Raw genomic sequence first — 21,204 nt, 5'->3', positions numbered from 1 at the left:
CGCCGAGCGTAATGAGATTGGAAGGACCCGCCACTCGAAGCGCTGCCGGAGTCCGACCATCGGACGACTAGGCTCGATCAGGTGATGGATCGCTTGGTGTGGATCGACTGCGAGATGACCGGACTCGACTTGGGCAAGGACGCCCTGATCGAGATCGCGGCGTTGGTGACCGATGCGGAGCTGAACGTGCTCGGCGAGGGGGTCGACGTGGTGATCCACGCCGACGACACCGCGCTCGACTCGATGCCGGAAGTCGTGATGGCGATGCACGCCAAGTCCGGCCTCACCGAAGAGGTGCGCCGGTCCACCGTGACGCTGGCCGACGCCGAGGCCCAGGTGCTGGCCTACATCAAGGAATGGGTGCCGGACCCGCGCACCGCGCCGCTGGCGGGCAACTCGATCGCCACCGACCGGGGTTTCATCGCGCGCGACATGCCGGAGCTCGACGCGCACCTGCACTACCGGATGGTCGACGTGTCGTCGATCAAGGAGCTGTGCCGGCGCTGGTACCCGCGCATCTACTACGCGCAGCCGGAGAAGGGCCTGGCGCACCGGGCACTGGCCGACATCCGCGAGTCGATCCGGGAGCTGGCCTACTACCGGCGCACCGCGTTCGTGCCGCAGCCCGGCCCGTCCTCGGAGCAGGCGCAGGCCGTGGCGAGTGAGCTGCTGGCCGCTGACCGGGAGAAATAGGGTCGATTTCTGGCCCGGCGCAGGGCACTGTATGCTTCATGCCGCCGGGTCGACCGGTCTTGGTGGGTGTAGCTCAGCTGGCAGAGCACTGGGTTGTGATCCCAGGTGTCGCGGGTTCAAGTCCCGTCACTCACCCCAAGCGAAACGCCCCTTGGCCCGTCGGTCAGGGGGCGTTTTCCGTGACTTCGGGGAGTTCTCTGCCGTGAGCGCCACACTCGTCGCGAAAGACCTGGCGGCCGGCCACGGTGACCGCGCGCTGTTCTCCGGGTTGGACCTGGTGGTCGCGCCCGGCGATGTGATCGGGCTGGTCGGCGTGAACGGCGCGGGCAAGTCCACGCTGCTGCGCACCCTCGCCGGGCTGATCCCGGCCGAGGAGGGTGTGATCCGCCTCTCCCCGGTGAGCGCGACCGTCGGCCACCTGCCGCAGGAGCCGGAACGGCGCCCCGGCGAGACCGTGCGCGACTTCCTGGCCCGCCGCACCGGCGTGGCCGCCGCGCAGGCCGAACTCGACCGGGCGACCGAGGCGCTGGCCGCGGGCACCGACGACGGCTACTCCGACGCGTTGGAGCGCTGGCTCGCGCTGGGCGGCGCGGACCTGCCCGAACGGGCCGACGAGGTGGCGGCGGACCTGGGCCTGACGATCAGCCTGGACCAGCCCATGACGTCGCTGTCCGGTGGTCAGGCGGCCCGCGCGGGCATGGCGTCCCTGCTGCTGAGCCGCTACGACATCTTCCTGCTCGACGAGCCCACCAACGACCTGGACCTGGACGGGCTGGCCCGGCTGGAGGCGTTCGTCACCGGCCTGCGCGCCGGGACCGTGCTGGTCTCCCACGACCGCGAGTTCCTCGCCCGCACCGTGACCAGGGTGGTGGAACTGGACCTGGCGCAGCAGCAGGTGCGCGGTTACGGCGGCGGCTACGAGTCGTACCTGGAGGAACGGGAAATCGCCCGCCGACACGCGCGAGAGGACTACGAGGAGTACGCCAACACCCGTTCGGCGTTGGAAGAACGCGCCCGGTCACAACGGGCGTGGATGGAGAAGGGCGTGAAGAACGCCCGCCGCAAAGCACCCGACAACGACAAGTCCGGCCGCAAGTTCCGCACCGAGGCGACGGAGAAGCAGGCGTCCAAGGCGCGGCAGACCGAACGCCTCATCGAACGGCTCGACGCGGTCGAAGAACCGCGCAAGGAATGGGAACTGCGGATGGAAATCGCCGCGGCGCCCAGGGCCGGTGCGGTGGTGTCCGTGCTGCGCGGCGCCGTGGTGACGCACGGGACGTTCACCCTCGGACCGGTGGACCTCCAGATCGACTGGGCGGACCGGGTCGCCATCACCGGGGCCAACGGCGCGGGCAAGTCCACCCTGCTGGCCGCGATGCTCGGCCGGGTCGGGCTGACCTCCGGCACGTCCTCACTGGGCCCCGGCGTGGTGGTGGGCGAGATCGACCAGGCGCGTGGGCTGTTCCTCGGCGACGACGGCCTGCTGGACGCGTTCGGCCAGGCCGTGCCCGACCTGCCCCCGGCCGAGATCCGCACCCTGCTGGCCAAGTTCGGCCTCAAGGCGGCCCACGTGCTGCGCCCGGCGGCGTCGCTGTCACCCGGCGAACGCACCAGGGCGGCGCTGGCGCTGCTCCAGGCGAAGGGCGTCAACCTGCTGGTGCTGGACGAGCCCACCAACCACCTGGACCTGGCCGCCATCGAACAGCTGGAAGCCGCCCTGGACTCCTACACCGGCACCCTGCTCCTGGTCACCCACGACCGGCGGATGCTCGACACGGTGCGGACGACCCGCCGCCTGGTGGTGGCGGCGGGTCGCGTCGAAGACCTCTGATCAGCGGTTGCCCTTGACCCACTGCTCCCAGGGCACCTGCCAGTCGCCGAACCCGTCCCAGGCCTCCAGGACCGGTCCGCCGGAGTTCGTGACGATCACGACGTCGCCCGGCTTGGAGAGGTCGAAGACCCACTTGGCGTTCTCCGGGGACAGGTTCAGGCAACCGTGGCTGACGTTGCGGTTCCCCTGGTCGCCCACGGACCACGGGGCGCTGTGGAAGAAGATGCCGCTGTTGGACATCCGGGTCGCCCAGTCCACCGGCGTGACGTAGCCGCCGGCGTCGAGCGCCAGGCCGTACGTGCGGGAGTCCATGACCATGTGGTCGTGCTTCTCCGTCAGCACGTAGGTGCCGGTGGGGGTGGGGTTCGCCGCGTTGCCCATGGAGGTGGGCATGGTGCGCGCGACCTGACCGTTGATCTTGGTGACGACCTGGTGCGTGCTGCCGTCGGCCTCGTGGATCACCGCGTCACCGATGGTGGTGTTGATCACGCGGTCCTCTTCGCCGTAGACGCCGTTGCCGAGGTGCTTGCCGTAGATCTTGGCGTTGATGGTGATCTTCGTGCCGGGCGTCCAGTAGTTCTGCGGGCGCCAGTGCACCTGCTTCTCGTCGAACCAGTAGAAGGCGCCTTCGACCTTGGGCTCGGTGGTGATCGAGATCATCGCCTCGGCGGCGGCCTTGTCGGTGATCGGCTCGTCGAAGTAGAACGCCAGCGGCTGCCCGACGCCGACCGTGGTGCCGTCCATCGGGTTGACCGACAGGAACGTCAGCGTGCGCGGCTTGACCGTGGTGAAGGACGACGTCCTGATGACCGGCTTGCCGTCCGCGCCCTGTGCCGTGACGGCGAGCGTGTAGGCCTTGGCGTAGCCCAGCGGTTCGCTGTTGGTCCACTGGAGACCGTCCGGCGACACCTGCCCGGCGACCGGCTTGCCATCCGCGTTGGTCAACGCGACCTGCGTGATCTTGCCGTCGGCCGCGGTCGCCACGACCGGCAGCCCCGGCTGCACGTCCACCGCCTGATCGGCGGGCCCGGTGCTCAGTGTCACCGGCTTGGGCGGCGTCGTGCTCGTGGATCCGGTCGCCGCGCCGGCCGCCGCGGCGGTGCCCTCCGGAGCACCACCCGACGAACAACCAGTAACCAATGCCGCGACCAATCCGACCGCAACCATGCCCAGCGCTGCCCGCGCCCCCCGGCTGACCGACATCCCCGTCCTCCGCTTCACGTCCCCAGACCCCAAAACCCGTTTGGGCGTCCCACTACAAGGTGACGCTCTGGGGGTTGACGATGTTGCCCCAGATGCCGGATCGTTACCCACGCGAAGTTCCCCCTGGGACAGCGTCGCCCACCGGTCCTGACCAGGCGATTGGGAGCCGCGTAGGACGCTGTGCTAATGTTCTCCACGTCGGACGGAGCAAGACAGTCCACACGCGCCGCTAGCTCAACTGGCAGAGCAGCTGACTCTTAATCAGCGGGTTCGGGGTTCGAGTCCCTGGCGGCGCACTCCCCAGAAACCAGGCCGGATTTCACCGGCCTGGTTTTTTCGTTTCGCGCACCGTGCGGAAATGCCCACCGATGGCGTGGCACGACTGTTTCCAGGATCACTCCGAGCCAATGCGCACCCGCTGTCGGCGGCACTCACCGGAGACCACTACACGGGCACCCGAACGACTGGTGCGCTTCGCGCAGACCTTCACAGCGCAGCATCCACCAAACGTCTTACCTGCATCGATTACTTAAGGTAAGCTCAAGGTACCCGGACCGTAACGAGCGGGGGGTCGATGTCGAGCCACGTCGCCGCGTTGCACGGCACACTGCTGACCCAGTGCGCTCCGCTCCACGCCGCACTCGTGGCCGAACTGGCGGAAGGCCTGGTTCTCACCGGTCCCCACGCGCTCGCCCGTGGCGAGGAACTGAGGGCCACCGGGTTCGCCGGTCCGATCCTGTACGACGCCGCTCGCTACGCGGGCCGCGCCCGTTCCCCCGCCACCGCCGAGTTCACCAAGCCGTGGCTCGCGTGGCAACGAAAGCTCGACGGCCCGGTGCTCACCGACTCGGGCTACGTCGACCACCGTGACCTGAACGGCCTGCGCTCGATTCTGCGGCGAACGATGCGCCTCGGCGACGACGTGCTCGCCGTGCTCCCCCTGCACATCGACTGGCTGAAAGCCCCGCAGGACCGCGAAGTACTCCTGTCCGAAATCACCCTCGCGGACGTGCCGGTGGCGATCGCCCTGGAACACGCCGCAGACCCGCTGGCCGTTCAACAAGTCGTGCACGGCCTGCTCGCCTTGATCGGCAGCGGAGTCCCCGTGGTGCTGTTGCGTTCCGACGTGTCCGCCGTAGGGGCGTTGTGCCACGGCGCTCACGCGGCGGCTGTCGGCACCACGACCTCGCTGCGGCACGTGTACCCCATTCCGACGTCGAGCTTCGCGCGCAAGGCGGCCGTGGCGGCGTACGTTCCGCACTTGATGTCGTACCTGAGCGTCGACAAGATCGCCGCCGCCGTCCAACACAGCCCGCAGCACGTCAACCTGTGGACGTGCGAATGCGTCTCCTGCGGCGGCCGCACGATGGACCACTTCGCCACCATCCGTGACGCGCGAACGTTGCAGGAGAGGGCGTTCAGGCACTCCGTCGAGCTGCTGCACCTGCTCCGCGACGAGTTGTTCCCGCTGGCAGCGGCCGAACGGCGGCGAGCGTGGTTCGAACGGTGCAGGATCGCCGGGTTCGACCACCTGGAGATGCGCCACCAGCTCCCCGGCTGGCACACGCCCGGCTTCCTGGGCGCGTGGACCGAGGTGTGGCAGCCGGCCGCTACCGAAGCATCCCGTCCGTGATCAGCCGCTCGTAGACCGACTCCTCAACCCAACGGTCCAGAGTCCGGCGCGGTGGCCGGCTACGTCGTCCTTCCTGCACCAGTCGACCCGCAACCAGCAGGTGCACGCCGAAGTACGCGCATTCCAGGCGGCACTCGTCGGTCACTTCCTCCACGGTGATCGCCGTCTCGCAGAACGCCCCCAACCGTGCCGCCGCACCCAGCGCCCGCCGCCAGGACGGCCCACCGCACACCATCCCCACCAGCCGCACGACCTCGGGCGCACGAACGTCCCGCGCCTCCGGCCAGTCCCAGGTCGAGAGCACGTCGTGGTCGAGCACCGGGCCCTGGCCGGCCGCGCGACGCAGGTCGTGCGCCGCCGGATCGACCCGGACCACCGCGTCCGCCTCGATCCCGAGCACCTTCACGCGCGGCACGTGCACGCCGGACCAGCCCAGGACTTCCACGCCGACCATTCTCACCCGAAGGCGAGCGCGATCCTCCGGCCGGCCAGCAGTCGGGTCCGCCGCACGTCGGCGTCCACCCGCAGCTCGGGATTGCGGTCCAGCCGCTCATAGGACCTGGCCAGCAGCCAGTGCGCCGCCTCCGCCCCGATCCCGTTCAACGGTCCCTGCTCGGCCAGCCGTCGACGCGCCACGTCCACGTCCCGCGTCACGAACGCCCTGCGCACGATCCCCCCGGCCAGCTCGTCGATCAGGAACACCATCGCGTGCTCCGCCGAGAACCGGTAAGCGCAGATCAGCGCCAGATAGCCGGCGTCGAGCGACCGGTCGCAGATCCATGCCTCGCCAACGGTCAGCGCGGGCCCCATCGGGACCACCGCGCCCGCCGCCCACTCCCGTGGCCGTCCGGTGAGCATCGCCGCCAACACGCGCAACAGCTGGTCGTTGCGTCGACTCGGCAACGACACCGCGTGCTCGATGATCCCCGCCCAGAACTCCTCGTCGGTGGCGACGTCGGCCACCGCGCTGCTCACCGTCAGCTCGGCCTCCAACGGGTCGAGCAGCTGCGGCAGCACACGGCACCGGTCGACCACACGTCGCTGCGCCGGAGTCAGCGGCGTCCCCAGTGGACGGTGCACCACGATGATCGGCCGCTGCTTGGGACGCTGTGTCTTCCGGCTCACTGCGCGAGGCTGGCACGTCACAACCCCCACCGGCCGCAGCGACACCGTGCCACGAGGGAGAATCACCCATCGTGGACTCCCTGCGCGAGGCAATCCGACGGGCCGCGGCCAACCGCCGTGCCCCACTGCCACGCATCGCCGGCCTATCCCCGACCGAAGTGGACGGTGCCGTGGCCGCTGTCCTGGACGAGACCCTGGACCACCTGTGGGACCACGGCTGGCTACCCGCCGACGTATACGAGATCGTGAAGCGCAACGAAGACGAGCGCGCTCTCTCCTTCCTCGTGGACGCACTGGCCCGCAACGCGTCCCGCTACAAGTCGCTGCACCCCCGCTGGACCGAGCAGCTGGCCGAGATCGACGCGACCAGCTGGTGGGACGAGTCGGAGCCCCACCTCACCCAGTGGGCAACCAGGCACATCGAACTGCCCGACGACGCCGTCGCCGTGGTCGTAGCGCTCCTGGCCGTCCTGATCACCCTCCCCGGCCTCCCCGCGATCCTCCCCCGCCCCGGAACCCCGTTGGCCGACGTCACCCACCACAGCGTCGACCCGAAGATCCTCAAACGCGTGCGCTCGCTGCTGGCCAAGGCCGAGTCGACCCCGTTCCCGGACGAAGCCGAAGCCCTGTCGGCGAAGGCGCAGGAACTGGTCACCCGCCACGCCCTGGAACGCATGCCGTCCGAGGCTCCCACCACCGCCTCCCGCCGGCTGTGGCTGGACAAGCGCTACTTCGACGGCAAAGCCCACGTGGTGCACGTGGTCGCCGACGCCAACCGCTGCCGTGCCGTCGTCTACGACCTGGGTTTCGTGGCCCTGGTGGGCGAGGAACTGGACCTGGAGATCGTGGAGCTCCTCTCCGCGTCGCTGCTCATCCAGGCCACCCGAGCGATGGTCGCGGCCGGTGAGGGAGCACGCAAAGGCTCCGAGGCCCGCTCACTGGCCTACCGGAAGTCGTTCCTGCTCTCCTACGCCCACCGCATCGGCGAGCGCCTGAAAACCGCGAACACGCCCCCGCCGGACGACCGCCTGCTACCGGTCCTGGCCGCCCGAAAGCGCGACGTGGACACCCTGTTCACCGCCCTCTTCACCAAGACCACCACCAAATCCACCCCGGTCCGCAGCGAAGCGGGCTGGCAGGCCGGTCGTGCGGCGGCCGACAAGGCCAACCTGGACGTCGACCGCCCGTAGGCACCCGCAGGAGCCGGTCTGACCTGCGGATTCCGGAAACTGTCGGTGCCCGTCCGTAACCTCTCCGTCATGACCACGACAGCCATGGACGTCCGCAGGATATTCAACGTCACCCAGGAAACCCGATTCCACTTCAACGGCTGGTTCCGCAAGCGCGACCGCGTCGTGGAGCACGTGATGGCCCACCACGCCGACGCGATCCACCGCGTGACACCGCAGGACGTGGCGGAAGCCTGCCGCACGACGCCCCGAACCGGGCCGCCGCCGGACATCGTCGACATCCGCGACTGGCGCCCCGAGTTCGCGTTCACGTACGTCGCCCACCACGTGGTGGAGACCCTGGGCCGATTACCCGGCTGGGACGAGTTCCGGGAGTTCTGCGAGGCGGACGACAAGACGCGCTCGATGCTCTGGACCCCCGCGAAAGAGGCGATCGAGGACGCCCGTGCCGACAAGTCGGTGGCGCGCAAAGCCATGCACCACAAGGTGGTCGCCGACTTCACCGCGTTCCTGCGCGACACCTTCGTCCTGTCGGTCTTACGCGAGCACGGCTTGGACGTGCGCGTACATCCGCTGGCGGACGTGGTGTTCAACGTCGACGCCTGGGTGGAACGGCTGATCCTCAACCCCCGCGGCGGGCCGCAGCGATCCGAGGCCCTCCTCGTCCACGCCATGCCACCGTTCTTCTTCCACGACCTCGCGCTCACCGAGTCCGAGCACGTCGGCGCGGTCGCGTTACCGGCGCGGCGCCAGATCGACCAGGCGGCCCGGAGGCTGCGCGCGGTGCTGTACCCGGAATGAGCCATCATGGCTCGGTGCCGAAGCTGGAGACCACGGACGACGTCCGGGCCAGGATGAGCAAGCAGCGCTCGCGCGACACGGAGATCGAGATCGCGCTGCGCCGTGAACTGCACCGGCTCGGTCTGCGCTACCGCGTGCACCAGCGGCCGGTGCGCGCGGTCCGGCGGGAAGCGGATGTCGTGTTCGGGCCGGCCAAGGTCGCGGTGTTCGTGGACGGCTGTTTCTGGCACGGCTGCCCGGAGCACGGCACGTGGCCGAAGCGCAACGGCGACTTCTGGCGCACCAAGATCGAGACGAACCAGGCTCGGGACGCCAACACCGACCAGGTGCTGGCCGAGTCGGGCTGGCTCGCGGTGCGGGTGTGGGAGCACGAGGACCCGGCCGCGGCGGCGCGCCGGGTGCGGGAGACGGTGGTGGCGCGGCGCGGTGGGCTAGCCTGACCGACGTGCTGTCCATGATCGACCTGTTCGCCGGCTGTGGCGGCATGACCTCCGGGTTCGCGTCGGCGGGCGGGTACCGGCCCGTCATGTCGGTCGAGTGGGACCTGCACGCCGCCGCGACCTACGCGGCGAACTTCGGCGAGGACCACACGTTCTGGTCCGACATCGCCGCGATCCCCGACCGGCGGATCCCCGCCGTGGACGTGATCGTGGGTGGTCCGCCGTGCCAGGGCTTCTCCAGCCTGGGCTCCCGCGACGTCAACGACCCCCGCAACTCGTTGTGGCGGGAGTACCTGCGGTTCGTGCGCACGGCGCGGCCGAAGGTGTTCGTGATCGAGAACGTCGACCGGTTCCTGTCCTCCACCGAGTTCGCCCTGCTCCGGACCGAGACCGAGGGCTACGAACTGAGCGCCGGCATCCTGCTCGCGGCGGACTTCGGCGTGCCGCAACGCAGGCGGCGCGCGATCGTGATCGGCTCCCGGATCGGCCCCATCCCGCTGCCGGCGCCGACCCACCCGCGCGGACGCTGGCACACCGTCCGCGACGTGCTCACCGGCCTGCCCGAAGTACCCACGACCACGGCGTTGCCCAAGTCGGTGGTGGAGTTCTTCGGCACCCGGCTGCCCGGCCGGCACAAGAGCCCGGACCTGCACATCGGCCGCAACCCGACCCCGATGTCGGTGCAGCGCTACCGCCACATCCCGCCCGGCGGCGGCCGGTTCGACCTGCCCGACGCGCTGCTGCCGCGCTGCTGGCGGGAGAAGAAGACCGGCACGACCGACGTGATGGGCCGGATGCGCTGGGACGAGCCGTCGCTGACCATCCGCACCGAGTTCTACAAGCCGGAGAAGGGCCGGTACCTGCACCCGCAGTGGGAACCGGGCGAACACGGCCACCGCGTGGACCGCCCCATCACCCACCTGGAAGCCGCCCGCCTGCAGAGCTTCCCCGACGACTTCGAGTGGTGCGGCACCAAGATCGAAGTCGCCCGGCAGATCGGCAACGCCGTCCCACCCTCCCTGGCGCGGGCCATCGCCCAACACCTCAAGCCCTACCTGACCGGCGAGGCACGCACCGCCCCCCAGTGCCCCCTCTGCCCGTGACTCCCGGCACCAAAACGGGTGCTGACCAGCCAAGACCCAAAATTGTCGTACCCCTGCCCTAATGTCATCACCATGACGACAACCACGTACGAAACCCAGACCCTGATCGGCTCCACGACCTACCGCCTGCGGGCCTCCGCCGACCCGGACCTGTTCCTGGAGGTGGCCGGCACGGACACGTCCGGTCTCCTGGTCGCGGAAGGCAACCTCCGCCTCCCGGCCGGCGCCGGCGGCTCGGTGGGCAAGCTGCTCGCCCAGGTCCTCGACGCCCTGGGCAAACTGGGCGCTCCCCCGCCGAAGTCGGGCCGGCACCGCCCCGCCAACGCCAACCAGCCGTGGACCCAGGACCTGGACGAGGACCTGCGCGCGACCTGGCTGGCCGCGCCACCCGGCACGTCGACCACCGACCTGATCCGGGCCATCGCCGGCCAACTGGAACGCTCCGCCACGTCCATCCGCTCGCGCCTGGCCAGGGTCGGCTGCGACCCGGACATAGCGGGCCGTCCGCTGTCCCCGGAGGCCGCCCACCTCCTCGGGGTTCAGGGTCGACATCAGGGCGAGGTCAGGGGCAAGCCTGATCCGGCGCAGGCGACTGAGGGGTGATGCTCGTGGTGAACGCGTAGCTGCTCGGAGGGGGACCACATGGAGATCACCGGCATCATCTCGGCCCTGTTCATCGGCGTGCTCATCGGCGGCCTGGGACGACTCGTCGTACCGGGCAAGCAGAAGATCTCGCTGCTGATGACGGTGCTGGTCGGCATCGCGGCGGCCCTGGTCGGCACCTTCGCCGCCTCGGCCTTCGGCGTGTCCGACACGGGCGGCATCGACTGGATCGAGTTGGCCCTCCAGGTGGGGCTGGCAGGCGTCGGCGTGGCGATCCTCGCCGGTCGCTCGAAGGTCCGCCGGCACCAGTAACCCCTCGGCCCCTGACGACGACACCAGTCCACCCTCACCGACCCGCCCGGTTCGGGCCCATCCGAGGTCGGATCGCGTGGGGGGGTGGGCCGAACCACCGCCGGTCCCAGCCCGGCCGCGCCGTGCCGGCGCGTGACACAACAGAATCCGCCGGAGCACGGTCCGCCAGTGGCGCGGTCCGGCAACTCCGATGACCAACGGCGAGGCAGAGTCCAACAACGGCACGGCTTGGCAGCGGCGATGCCCGGCAGCGGAATGCCCGGCAGCGCCGGTGCCGGCAGCGGACGTGGCCGACGGAGCCGGTGCAGGGCGGCTCCAGCGCCCGGCCGGGTCGGCAGGCCGGCTCACGCATAGAGTCGTGTCCGTGTTGGTGCTGCACGGCCTGTGCACGGCCGAAGGTCGGTTGGCGCTATGGGCCGAAGACTCGCGATTGCCAGCCCGTGTGGCGGGGCGACTTTCGCGAGCCACGGTGGAGCACCCGTTCGCCGCCGACGGCGACACCCTCGCCGGGCTGGTCGGTGGCACGGCGGGCTCACTGGCGGTGCGACTGCCGTCGTACGCCTCCGGCCCGGTCGAGTCGCCGGAACTGGTGCGTGATCCACTGGCGAAAGCGCCGTCCCGACGTGGCGCGGTGCGGCTGCGCAGCTGGCTGGTCGCGGTGGTCTGGGTGGACGGCGAGGTACCGGCCGGTCTGCCCGACTGCCGGCCCGGTGCGTCCGCCAAGTACCTGCACGACGTGGTGGCGTTCGCCAAGGACCTGGTGGAACGTGGGCGTGTGTTGCCGGAGGTCGACAGCCATCGGGCCAGGGCACGGTGGCGGGCGGCACTGTCCGGTGTGGACGCGTTGCGGCACGCCGACCTCCGGGCCGGGATGCCTTCCGCGTTCCGCGCAGCCGAAGGTGCCGATGACGTACTCCAGCCCGCGCTGGACTCCCTTGTGGACACACAGGTCCGACGACGTCTCCGCGGTTTCGGGACCGACCGCACAGGCGAGCGGGGTGCGGGAGGTCAGGACACAAGGGGGCAGGGCACAACCGGGCAGGGGGCAGACGGGCGCGACACGGCCGGGCGCGACACGGGCGAGCAGGGCGCCAACGGGCGCGGCACGGGCGAGCGGGGCGCCAACGGGCGAGGCACGGCTGAGCGGGACGCGGGCGAGCAGGGCACTGGCCGGCAGAGCGCAGGCGGGCGGGGCACGGTCGGGCGGTGGTTGGCTGCGTTGGCCGGTGAGGTCGCCGACTTCGAGGCCGATCCGGCCGAGGTGAACCAACTCCGGGCCAAGGTGGTCGACTGGGGTGCCGGGGAGGCTCGTGGGAACCGGGTGCGGACGTGTTTTCGGCTGAGTTCGCCGGAGCAGGGCGGTCCCGGTGACGACGGGTGGCGGTTGGAGTTCCTGCTCCAGGCCGTCGATGAGCCCAGCGTGCTGGTGACCGCCCAACAGGTCTGGCGGCGGCAGGAGGCCGTGTTGCGGCGGTGGGTGTCCCGGCCGCAGGAGGTGCTGCTCGGCGACCTCGGGCGGGCCAGTCGGCTCTACCCGGCGCTGGACCGCGCGCTGACCGAGCGGAAACCGGCCGGGCTGGTGCTCGACGTCGACGGGGCGTACGAGTTCCTCACGCACGCGTCGTTGTTGGCGCAGGCCGGGTTCGGGGTGTTGTTGCCGTCGTGGTGGCGGCAGCCCCGGCAGCTCGGGCTCACGCTCACCGCCGCCGGTCGGGGCACGGCCGGCGCGGTCGCCAAGGAGAGCGAACTGGGCCTGAAGGTGCTGGTGGACTACCGCTGGGACCTCGCGCTGGGCGACGAGCGGCTGACCGAGGCGGAGCTGTCGGCGTTGGCCAAGGCCAAGACGCCGTTGGTGCGGCTGCGCAAGCAGTGGGTGCACGTCGACCGGAAGCGGCTGGCCGAGGGGCTCGCGTTCCTGGCCCGCGGCGGTGGGCAGATGTCGGCCGCGCAGGTGCTGCTGCACTCCGGGTTCGGGCCGGAGGACGCCGACCTGCCGTTGCCGCTCAACGCGGTGCGTGGCGAGGGTTGGTTGGGCGACCTGCTGTCCGGTGAGGTGGAGCACCGGCTGGAACCGGTCGAGCCGCCTGCCGGGCTGACCGCGACGCTGCGGCCTTACCAGCTGCGCGGCCTGTCGTGGCTGGTGTTCCTGGACCGGCTCGGGTTGGGTGCGTGCCTCGCCGACGACATGGGACTGGGCAAGACGGTCCAGTTGCTGGCGTTGGAGGCGTACACGCGGCAGCACGAGACGCGGCCGCCGACGTTGCTGATCTGCCCGATGTCCGTGGTGGGCAACTGGCAGCGGGAGGCGGCGCGGTTCACGCCGGGGCTTCGGGTGCACGTGCACCACGGGGTCGAGCGGTCGGCGGTGGGGCTCGGGCAGGGGCACGACCTGGTGATCACCACCTATGCCGTGGCGGCGCGGGACGTCGACGCCCTGGCCGAGGTGGGTTGGGACCGGGTGGTGCTGGACGAGGCGCAGAACGTCAAGAACAGTGCGACCCGGCAGTCCAGGGCGGTGCGGGCGTTGCCCGCCCGGCACCGGGTGGCGCTGACCGGGACGCCGGTGGAGAACCGGCTGGCGGAGCTGTGGTCGATCATGGACTTCGTCAACCCCGGTGTGCTCGGGACGGTCAACACGTTCCGCGCGCGGTTCGCCGTGCCCGTCGAACGGCACCACGACGAGGACGCGGCGGTGCGGCTGCGGCGGATCACCCGGCCGTTCGTGCTGCGCCGGCTGAAGACCGATCCGCGGATCATCACCGATCTGCCGGACAAGATCGAGGTCAAGCAGCTGTGCACGCTCACCGCCGAGCAGGCTTCGCTGTACCAGGCGGTGATCGACGACATGTTCGCGCGGATCGCCGAGGCCGAGGGCATCAAGCGCAAGGGGCTGGTGCTGGCCACCATGTCCCGGCTCAAGCAGGTGTGCAACCACCCGGCGCAGCTGCTCGGCGACGGGTCGCGGGTGGCCGGGCGGTCCGGCAAGGTGGCGCGGCTGGAGGAAATCCTGGACGAGGCGCTGGCCGACGGTGACAAGGCGCTGTGCTTCACCCAGTTCACCGAGTTCGGTGGCTTGGTCGTGCCGCACCTGGCCGCGCGCTTCGACACCGAAGTGCTGTTCCTGCACGGCGGGACGTCCAAGAAGGCCCGTGACGAGATGGTGCGCCGCTTCCAGTCCGACGACGGCCCGTCGATCTTCGTGCTGTCCCTGAAAGCCGGCGGCACGGGGCTGAACCTGACCGCCGCCAACCACGTCATCCACCTGGACCGCTGGTGGAACCCGGCGGTGGAGGACCAGGCGACCGACCGGGCGTTCCGCATCGGGCAGCGCAACCACGTGCAGGTGCGGAAGTTCGTTTGCGTCGGCACGGTGGAGGAGCGGATCGACCGGATGATCGAGGAGAAGCGCGGATTGGCGCAGCTGGTGGTGGGGGCGGGCGAGGACTGGCTGACCGAGCTGTCCACCGGTGAGCTGCGGGACCTGTTCGCGCTGTCCGGGGAGGCCGTCGGTGAGTAGCGGCGAGGTGGGTTCGGCGGAGGGCCGTTGCACACGTGGACACCTCGCAGGTCCTGGTTGGAGGCGTCGAGCGTGGTCGGTGCCGGCGGGGAGGCGCGGATGACCGACTGGCACGGCGAGTACCCCCCGTCGCGGCCGGTCCGGGTCGAAGGCGGGCTCACGTTGCGCAGTAAGCGCGGTGACATCGCCCGGACCTGGTGGTCGCGGCGGTTCATCGAGGTGCTGGAGTCGTTCGGCATGGGTGGGCGGCTGGAGCGCGGGCGCAGGTACGCCCGATCCGGGCAGGTGATGAGCCTTTCGCTGTCCACGAGTCTGGTCGTGGCGCTGGTGATGGGGTCGCGGCCGGAGCCCTACCGGGCGCGGATCGGGGTGCGGAAGTTCGGTGACGACGACTGGCGTCGGATCGAGCACGCGTTGGCCGACCGGGCGGTGTTCGCGGCGAAGCTGCTCGCGGGCGAGATGCCGCCGGAGATCGAAGAGGTGTTCGGCGAACTCGGGTTGACGTTGTTCCCGAGGAGCCTGCGCGAGCTGTCCATGGACTGCACGTGCCCGGACTGGGAAGTGCCGTGCAAGCACCTCGCGGCGACCTGCTACCTGCTCGCCGAATCGTTCGACACCGACCCGTTCGAGATCCTGGCGTGGCGCGGCCGGTCCCGCGAGGACCTGCTCGACCGGCTGCGCGAACTGCGCGACCCGATCCCGGCCGCCGACGAGTCGGCAGAGGACGCCCTGCCCCGGCTCGAGGACTCGCTGGACTCGTTCTGGTTGCGGCCCAAGGTGCCCGCCGTGCCGGAGCCGGAGGAACCGGTGGCCCGCCACCCGGACGCGATCCTGGACCAGCTCGACCCGCTGACGGTGCTGGGGCACTCGATCACCGAAGAACTGCGGCCGCTCTACCGGAGGATCGCCGACGCCTAGCCCCAACCGGCGCCCGACGACGGGTCGGGCGTGATCAGGCGCCGCCGACGACGACCACCGGCCTCGGTCCGGTCGGGGTCAGCCGCCGGCTACTGACGGCAGGATTCGGATCTCCGTGTCGGCGCGGAGGCGGGTGGCGGGGCCGTCGAGGCGGCGGCATTCCTCGCCGTCGACGTAGAAGTTCACGTACCGGCGCAGGATCGAGCGCTCGTCGCGCAGTCGCCGGTCCAGCATCGGGTAGCGGGCGGCCACGACGTCCAGGACGCCGGCGAGGGTCGCCGGTTCCTCGATGTCCAACTCCAGCTTGGAGCGGCCGTCCGCGACCGACCTCAGCACACCGGGCAACAAGACCACGACACGCATCGCCGCCTACACCTCCGCCGCGCGCACGCACACCACGTCCGGCAGGTGCTCGACGATCCGTTGCCAGCTCTCGCCCTCGTCGGCGCTCCCGTACACCTCGCCCGAGCGCGACCCGAAGTACACGCCCGCCGGGCTCGCCGCGTCCACGCACATCGCGTCGCGCATCACCGCCGTCCAGAAGCCGTCCGGCAGCCCGGTGCGCAGCGCCGTCCACGTGTCGCCCGCGTCGGCGGACCGGTAGACGGCGCACCGGCCCTCGGGTGGGAAGCGGTTGCTGTCGGCGGTGATCGGGAAGTTGTAGATGGTGTCCGGGTCGTGCGGGTGGACGACCATCGCGAAGCCGAAGTCGGTGGGCAGGCCGTCCGCTATCGACTCCCAGGTGCCGCCCGCGTCGGACGACCGGTACACGCCGTGGTGGTTCTGCAGGTACAGCCGGTCCGGGGCGGCCGGGTGGCGGGCGACCTTGTGCACGCACTGGCCGTACTCCGGGTACGGGTCGGGCAGGAAGTAGGCCTTGACGCCCCGGTTGCTCGCCTCCCACGACGTCCCGCCGTCGAACGTCCGGTACACCCCGCCGGTCGACATCGCCACGGTCACCTGGTCCGGGTCGTCGGGGTGCGGCAGCACCGTGTGCACGGCCTGGCCGCCGAAACCGGCACCCCACTCCGCCCGGTGCGGGTGCTTCCACAGGCCTTCGACGAGCGCGAACGACCGGCCGCCGTCGACCGAGCGGAACAGCGCGGACGGCTGCGTGCCCGCGTAGACGACGTCCGGGTCCGGGGTCAGCGCCAGCTGCCACACCCGTTCCAGCGCCGCGTCCTCCGGGAACGCGATGGGCGCGTGGTCCGGCTCCTGCCACGTCTCGCCGAGGTCGGTGCTGGTCAGCACGCTCGGTCCGAAGTGCGAGCTGTCGACGCCGACCAGGACGCGGGGCACGCGCGGGTCGATGGCGACCGCGTACACCTCCGTCATCGGGTGGTGCGGACCTCGCACGTCCCAGGACACGCGGTCCTCGCTCGTGGCGAGCCACAGCCCCTTGCGGGTGCCGATCGCGAGCAGGTGCATAGCGTCCTCCGACAGGCGAACCAGCAATCCAAGTGACGTGGAGCACGCTACGCCGGGGGTACGACATTCTCGCTCGGAGAAGGTCGGCCGGATAAGTTACCGACTGGTAGCGTGCGTCGGGGACGAAGGGAGAAGGCCGGTGTTGTTCGATCCCCACGAGTTCGACGGCGCGCACTTGGACCCGGAGAGCAGGCGACTGCTGCGGGCCACCATCGACTGGTTCGAGAACCGGGGCAAGCGCCGGCTCATCGCGGACGACCAGGCCAGGGTCTGGTACACCGACTTCCTCGACTTCGTCGGGCGCGAGAAGCTGTTCGCCACCTTCTGCACCCCTCGGTCCGAGGCCGACGGCGCTCCGGACAAGCGCTGGGACGCCGCGCGCAACGCCGCCCTCAGCGAGATCTTCGGCTTCTACGGCCTCCAGTACTGGTACGCGTGGCAGGTCACCGTGCTGGGCCTCGGCCCGATCTGGATGAGCGACAACGCCGTGGCCCGCAGGAGGGCCGCCGAACTGCTCGACGAGGGCGCGGTGTTCGCGTTCGGGTTGTCGGAGAAGGAGCACGGCGCCGACGTCTACTCCACCGACATGATCCTCACGCCCACCGGCGACGGCTCCGGCACCGATCTCTTCCGGGCGAACGGCGGCAAGTACTACATCGGCAACGGCAACGTCGCCGGCATGGTCTCGGTCTTCGGCCGCCGCGCCGACGTCGAAGGCCCCGACGGCTACGTGTTCTTCGCGGTCGACAGCCGGCACCCGAACTTCAAGCTGGTCAAGAACATCGTGGACTCCCAGATGTTCGTCAGCGAGTTCCACCTGGAGGACTACCCGGTGGGCGCGGACGACGTCCTGCACACCGGCCAGGACGCGTTCGACGCCGCCCTGAACACGGTCAACGTGGGCAAGTTCAACCTGTGCACGGCTTCGATCGGCATCACCGAGCACGCGTTCCACGAAGCCATCACGCACGCCCACAACCGGGTCCTCTACGGCAAGCGCGTCACCGACTTCCCGCACGTGCGGCAGAGCTTCGTGGACGCCTACGCGCGCCTGGCCGCGATGAAGCTGTTCTCCGACCGCGCGGTGGACTACTTCCGCACCGCCTCCCCCGACGACCGCCGCTACCTGCTGTTCAACCCCATCACCAAGATGAAGGTCACCAGCGAGGGTGAGCAGGTGATCGGCCTGCTGTGGGACGTGATCGCGGCGAAGGGCTTCGAGAAGGACACCTACTTCGCGATGGCCGGCCGCGACATCGGCGCGCTGCCCAAGCTCGAAGGCACCGTGCACGTCAACCTGGCGCTGGTGCTCAAGTTCATGCCCGCCTACCTGTTCGATCCGGTCGCCTACCCCGAGGTGCCGACCAGGCACGACGCCGCGGACGACGACTTCTTCTGGCGACAGGGCCCGGCACGCGGCCTCGGCGGGATCCGGTTCCACGACTGGGAGACCGCGTACCGGAAGTTCGCGCACGTGCCCAACGTGGCCCGGTTCCACCAGCAGGCCCAGGCGATCCGCACCCTGCTCACCACCGCCGCGCCGGACCACGAGCAGCAGCAGGACCTGGACTTCCTGCTCAACCTCGGCCACCTGTTCACGCTCGTCGTCTACGGCCAGCTGGTCCTGGAACAGGCCGACCTCACCGACCTGGACGCCGACCTGCTGGACCAGGTCTTCGACGTGCTGGTCCGGGACTTCTCCGGCTACGCCGTGGCGCTGCACGGCAAGGCGTCCTCCACCGACGGGCAGCAGGCGTGGGCGTTGGGCCAGGTCCGCAAGCCGGTCGTGGACCGGGAGCGGTTCGAACGGGTCTGGGCCCGGGTGGCCGCCCTGTCCGGTGCCTACGAGATGAATCCCTAGCGAACGCCGGGTCGGACGGCGCCCGTCAGCCGGGTGCCGTCTTGACTGGCGCACCGCGCCGGGTGTTTGGTCGGGCACCGAGGCGAGGGGAAGGGGACGCATGACCGCGTCCAAGTCGCTCCGGGCGCTGCGCGAGGCGATCGTGCTCGAGCACCTGGAGTCGGAGAACGAGCACGAGTTCGCGGCCGCCGTGGACGCGTTCGACCACCCGCGCTGCGAGATCGCCGCCACCGGCGAGGTGTTCGAGGGGCCGGCCGAACTCGCCGGGTACTACGCGCGCCGCCACGCCGCGTGCCCGGACCAGCGGAGTCGGCTGGTCGCGTTGCACCACGCCGACGACGCGGTGATCGTCGAGCTGGCGCTCGGCGGCACCCGGGCCGGGCGGCCGTTCACCTTGCGCACGACGGCGTTCTTCCTGTTCGACGGCGCGCGGCTGGTCGGCAAGCGGCTCTACGGCGACACCCACACCCCGGCGCTGACCGGGTGAGACGAGTCGAGCCGCCACCCCCTGGCCGGGGCTGGCGGCTCGACTACCCGAGTTGTGGAAACCCCGGTACTAGGTCAGAGCGGTCGGACCGTCTGCGCCTGCGGGCCCTTCTGGCCCTGGCCGATCTCGAACTCCACCCGCTGGTTCTCTTCCAGGGTGCGGTAGCCGTTGCTCTGGATCTCCGAGTAGTGCACGAACACGTCGGCGCCACCGTTGTCCGGGGAGATGAAGCCGAAGCCCTTCTCCGCGTTGAACCACTTGACGGTGCCCTGAACTGCCATCTTGCTACTTCTCCTCTAACAGGTGCCGGATCGCGCTTGCGACCACCGGGTCAGCTAGGGCGACGGCCCCTCCTGGCGGAGAAAGTTCGGCGCCCGCAACTCCGTTCCGCGAGCGTGGTGGAACACGAACACAGAAAGGTACGACCGAAGACAGTCAACCATGACACCCCGCCGGCAGTCGAGCGGTGAAGTTCGGCGAGTCGCACTGCTACCGTGGGCGAGGTCGCGATCACAGGGGGTCTGCCATGCCGGAGCCGGTGCTGGTCTCCATCGCCGCGTCGCTCGCCACCCGAGCCGTCGCCGGCCTGTACGAACTCGTCCGGGCGAGGTTCGCGGGAGACCCGGCCGCCATCGCCGCGCTGACCGCCGCCGAAGGTGCCCCGCCGGATTCTCCGCAGGTCCACGCGTTGGGTGAAGTTCTGGGACGGGCGGCGGCGACGGACCCGCGATTCGGCGAGGAACTGCGCCGCGCGCACGAGCAGGCCGGCGTGGCGCAGACCGGCCGGGTGACCAACCAGATCTCCGGCACGGTGCACGGCAACGTCCTCCAGGCGGGCGACATCCAGGGCGGCGTGAGCTTCAGATAACCAGCCCCGCACCCACCGCAGAGGTGAAGATGGGGCGGTGTTGTCGACGCTCCACCTGCCCCAGTCCCGGCTGCTGTTCTTCCTCCTCGGCCTCGTGGTCACGTTCGTCCTGATCAGGATCAGCGTGCGGCTCATCCGCGCCAAGGTCCGCTGGTGGCCGGGCAACATCAAGCCCGGCGGCACGCACATCCACCACGTGGTGTTCGGCACGGTCTTCATGCTGCTCGGCGGCGTGTTGGGGCTCGCCGCCCCGGACGACGAACACGGACTGCGGGTGTCCGCAGCGGCGCTGCTGGGCGTGGGCGCGGCGCTGGTGCTGGACGAGTTCGCGCTGATCCTCCACCTGCGGGACGTGTACTGGTCCAAGGACGGGCGGCTGTCGGTGGACGCGGTGTTCCTGGCCATCGGCATGACCGGCCTGCTGCTGTCCGGCGCACGTCCGCTGGGCTACGACGAGTTCTACGACGAGGGCGTCGGGCTGCGCGTGCTCGCGATCCTGGTGAACCTCGCCTTCGCCATCGTGGCGCTGCTCAAGGGCAAGGTCTGGACGGGTCTGCTGGGCCTGCTGGTGCCGGTGCTGCCGGAGATCGGGGCCCTCCGGCTGGCGCGACCGGGTTCGCCGTGGGCGCGCTGGCGGTACACCGAGGGTTCCCGCAAGCTGCGCCGCGCCTACCGCCGGGAAGCCCGGATCAGGCAGCCGCTGATCCGGGTGAAGATCCGGTTCCAGGAGTTCATCTCGGGCAGGCACGACGACGACTAGTCGTCGAACCCCATGCTCAGCCACCGGTCGGGGCGCGCCGTGAACAGCACGAACGTCCCGCTCGGCGCGGCGGTCTCGGCCTCGGCGAACCCGCGCGCGTCGGCCTCCGGCACGTACCGGCCGATCACCCCGAGCACCTGCTCCACCGCCGGTGCGCGGTCGGCGGCGACGACCGTGCACTCGGCGGTGATGGTCCGGTACGGCATCTCCGCCCGCTGCACGCACACGCTGACCTGCCCGGCGCGCTTGATCAGCTTCGTCTTGCGCGCCTTGCGGCCCTGCGTGCCGGTGAAGAACGTGATCAGCCCGTTCTCGTACCCGTAGAACACGGGCACGGTCAACGGCGGACGGCCGTCGTCCGCGGCCACGCTCAACACCGCCACCCACGGTCGCCCGAAGAACTCGTCACGAACCTCGTCCGTGATCGGCAC

Annotated in this window: 22 protein-coding genes and 2 tRNA genes; 17 read left to right on the top strand and 7 right to left on the bottom strand. The window is 70.3% G+C overall.

Going from position 1 to position 21,204, the window contains the following annotated elements; translation table 11 throughout:
- The first annotated feature begins 81 nt into the window (after nt 1-81).
- The 3 genes from orn to FHS29_RS20640 all read left to right on the top strand — a co-directional run bounded on the left by orn (nt 82) and on the right by FHS29_RS20640 (nt 2,524).
- Nucleotides 82-693, top strand: a complete 612-nt coding sequence (gene orn / locus FHS29_RS20650) for an oligoribonuclease (protein WP_184692801.1) — start codon at nt 82-84, stop codon at nt 691-693.
- A gap of 62 nt (nt 694-755) precedes the next feature.
- A tRNA-His gene (locus FHS29_RS20645) sits at nt 756-831 on the top strand.
- A 64-nt stretch (nt 832-895) separates the two neighbouring features.
- A complete protein-coding gene (locus FHS29_RS20640; RefSeq protein ID WP_184692799.1) occupies nt 896-2,524 on the top strand; it encodes an ABC-F family ATP-binding cassette domain-containing protein in 1,629 nt (542 codons plus the stop codon).
- Here the strand turns inward: FHS29_RS20640 and FHS29_RS20635 are convergent, their stop codons facing one another.
- Nucleotides 2,525-3,568 (bottom strand): L,D-transpeptidase, encoded by a 1,044-nt coding sequence (locus FHS29_RS20635; protein WP_312865020.1) that lies wholly within the window; start codon nt 3,566-3,568, stop codon nt 2,525-2,527.
- 382 nt (nt 3,569-3,950) lie between these two features.
- On the opposite strand from FHS29_RS20635, the gene FHS29_RS20630 reads away from it, so the two are divergent.
- Both FHS29_RS20630 and FHS29_RS20625 read left to right on the top strand, forming a co-directional pair.
- A tRNA-Lys gene (locus FHS29_RS20630) sits at nt 3,951-4,023 on the top strand.
- A 278-nt stretch (nt 4,024-4,301) separates the two neighbouring features.
- On the top strand, nt 4,302-5,360 hold the full coding sequence (locus FHS29_RS20625) for a hypothetical protein (RefSeq protein WP_184692795.1): 1,059 nt from the start codon (nt 4,302-4,304) through the stop codon (nt 5,358-5,360).
- Here the strand turns inward: FHS29_RS20625 and FHS29_RS20620 are convergent.
- Nucleotides 5,338-5,805: a hypothetical protein gene (locus FHS29_RS20620; RefSeq protein WP_184692793.1), complete on the bottom strand. Its 468-nt coding sequence runs from the start codon at nt 5,803-5,805 to the stop codon at nt 5,338-5,340. The genes FHS29_RS20625 and FHS29_RS20620 overlap by 23 nt on opposite strands.
- 11 nt (nt 5,806-5,816) lie before the next feature.
- Nucleotides 5,817-6,485: a hypothetical protein gene (locus FHS29_RS20615; RefSeq protein ID WP_312865019.1), complete on the bottom strand. Its 669-nt coding sequence runs from the start codon at nt 6,483-6,485 to the stop codon at nt 5,817-5,819.
- Nucleotides 6,486-6,655: 170 nt separating this feature from the next.
- On the opposite strand from FHS29_RS20615, the gene FHS29_RS20610 reads away from it, so the two are divergent.
- The 8 genes from FHS29_RS20610 (at nt 6,656) to FHS29_RS20575 (ending at nt 15,369) form a co-directional block, all read left to right on the top strand.
- Nucleotides 6,656-7,675 carry a DUF2786 domain-containing protein gene (locus tag FHS29_RS20610; RefSeq protein ID WP_312865018.1) on the top strand — a complete coding sequence of 340 codons (1,020 nt, stop codon included), beginning with the start codon at nt 6,656-6,658 and terminating at the stop codon, nt 7,673-7,675.
- A gap of 69 nt (nt 7,676-7,744) precedes the next feature.
- The gene (locus tag FHS29_RS20605; protein ID WP_184692787.1) at nt 7,745-8,476 is read left to right on the top strand and encodes a hypothetical protein; all 732 of its coding nucleotides are present in this window, start codon (nt 7,745-7,747) and stop codon (nt 8,474-8,476) included.
- On the top strand, nt 8,473-8,916 hold the full coding sequence (locus FHS29_RS20600) for a very short patch repair endonuclease (protein WP_184692785.1): 444 nt from the start codon (nt 8,473-8,475) through the stop codon (nt 8,914-8,916). Before FHS29_RS20605 ends, FHS29_RS20600 begins: the two co-directional genes overlap by 4 nt.
- Before the next feature lie 14 nt (nt 8,917-8,930).
- The gene (locus FHS29_RS20595; RefSeq protein WP_184693330.1) at nt 8,931-10,019 is read left to right on the top strand and encodes a DNA cytosine methyltransferase; all 1,089 of its coding nucleotides are present in this window, start codon (nt 8,931-8,933) and stop codon (nt 10,017-10,019) included.
- A gap of 72 nt (nt 10,020-10,091) precedes the next feature.
- Nucleotides 10,092-10,622 carry a hypothetical protein gene (locus tag FHS29_RS20590; protein ID WP_184692783.1) on the top strand — a complete coding sequence of 177 codons (531 nt, stop codon included), beginning with the start codon at nt 10,092-10,094 and terminating at the stop codon, nt 10,620-10,622.
- 39 nt (nt 10,623-10,661) lie between these two features.
- Nucleotides 10,662-10,934 carry a GlsB/YeaQ/YmgE family stress response membrane protein gene (locus FHS29_RS20585; protein WP_184692781.1) on the top strand — a complete coding sequence of 91 codons (273 nt, stop codon included), beginning with the start codon at nt 10,662-10,664 and terminating at the stop codon, nt 10,932-10,934.
- Nucleotides 10,935-11,403: 469 nt separating this feature from the next.
- Nucleotides 11,404-14,451, top strand: coding sequence for an SNF2-related protein (locus FHS29_RS20580; RefSeq protein ID WP_312865017.1), 3,048 nt, complete (start codon nt 11,404-11,406; stop codon nt 14,449-14,451).
- A gap of 99 nt (nt 14,452-14,550) precedes the next feature.
- Nucleotides 14,551-15,369 carry an SWIM zinc finger family protein gene (locus FHS29_RS20575; protein ID WP_184692778.1) on the top strand — a complete coding sequence of 273 codons (819 nt, stop codon included), beginning with the start codon at nt 14,551-14,553 and terminating at the stop codon, nt 15,367-15,369.
- A 78-nt stretch (nt 15,370-15,447) separates the two neighbouring features.
- On the opposite strand, the gene FHS29_RS20570 is transcribed toward FHS29_RS20575, so the two are convergent.
- Nucleotides 15,448-15,732: a MoaD/ThiS family protein gene (locus FHS29_RS20570; RefSeq protein WP_184692776.1), complete on the bottom strand. Its 285-nt coding sequence runs from the start codon at nt 15,730-15,732 to the stop codon at nt 15,448-15,450.
- A gap of 6 nt (nt 15,733-15,738) precedes the next feature.
- On the bottom strand, nt 15,739-16,797 hold the full coding sequence (locus FHS29_RS20565; protein ID WP_184692774.1) for a WD40/YVTN/BNR-like repeat-containing protein: 1,059 nt from the start codon (nt 16,795-16,797) through the stop codon (nt 15,739-15,741).
- 139 nt (nt 16,798-16,936) lie between these two features.
- Here FHS29_RS20565 and FHS29_RS20560 point away from each other — a divergent pair, with 139 nt between their 5' ends.
- Nucleotides 16,937-18,658 (top strand): acyl-CoA dehydrogenase family protein, encoded by a 1,722-nt coding sequence (locus FHS29_RS20560; protein WP_184692773.1) that lies wholly within the window; start codon nt 16,937-16,939, stop codon nt 18,656-18,658.
- 100 nt (nt 18,659-18,758) lie between these two features.
- The gene (locus FHS29_RS20555) at nt 18,759-19,145 is read left to right on the top strand and encodes a nuclear transport factor 2 family protein (RefSeq protein ID WP_184692772.1); all 387 of its coding nucleotides are present in this window, start codon (nt 18,759-18,761) and stop codon (nt 19,143-19,145) included.
- Nucleotides 19,146-19,219: 74 nt separating this feature from the next.
- On the opposite strand, the gene cspE is transcribed toward FHS29_RS20555, so the two are convergent.
- Nucleotides 19,220-19,426, bottom strand: a complete 207-nt coding sequence (cspE, locus tag FHS29_RS20550) for a transcription antiterminator/RNA stability regulator CspE (RefSeq protein WP_053717138.1) — start codon at nt 19,424-19,426, stop codon at nt 19,220-19,222.
- A 245-nt stretch (nt 19,427-19,671) separates the two neighbouring features.
- Between cspE and FHS29_RS20545 the strand changes: the two genes are divergently transcribed.
- Nucleotides 19,672-20,013: a hypothetical protein gene (locus FHS29_RS20545; RefSeq protein ID WP_184692771.1), complete on the top strand. Its 342-nt coding sequence runs from the start codon at nt 19,672-19,674 to the stop codon at nt 20,011-20,013.
- Nucleotides 20,014-20,050: 37 nt separating this feature from the next.
- Nucleotides 20,051-20,773, top strand: a complete 723-nt coding sequence (locus FHS29_RS20540; RefSeq protein ID WP_184692769.1) for a hypothetical protein — start codon at nt 20,051-20,053, stop codon at nt 20,771-20,773.
- Here the strand turns inward: FHS29_RS20540 and FHS29_RS20535 are convergent.
- Nucleotides 20,770-21,204, bottom strand: a complete 435-nt coding sequence (locus FHS29_RS20535) for a pyridoxamine 5'-phosphate oxidase family protein (RefSeq protein ID WP_184692767.1) — start codon at nt 21,202-21,204, stop codon at nt 20,770-20,772. The two genes, FHS29_RS20540 and FHS29_RS20535, sit on opposite strands and share 4 nt — an antisense overlap.

Source organism: Saccharothrix tamanrassetensis (assembly GCF_014203665.1).
In the GTDB taxonomy this organism is placed as follows: Bacteria; Actinomycetota; Actinomycetes; order Mycobacteriales; family Pseudonocardiaceae; genus Actinosynnema; species Actinosynnema tamanrassetense.
This window is presented reverse-complemented; position numbering and strand designations above follow the sequence as displayed.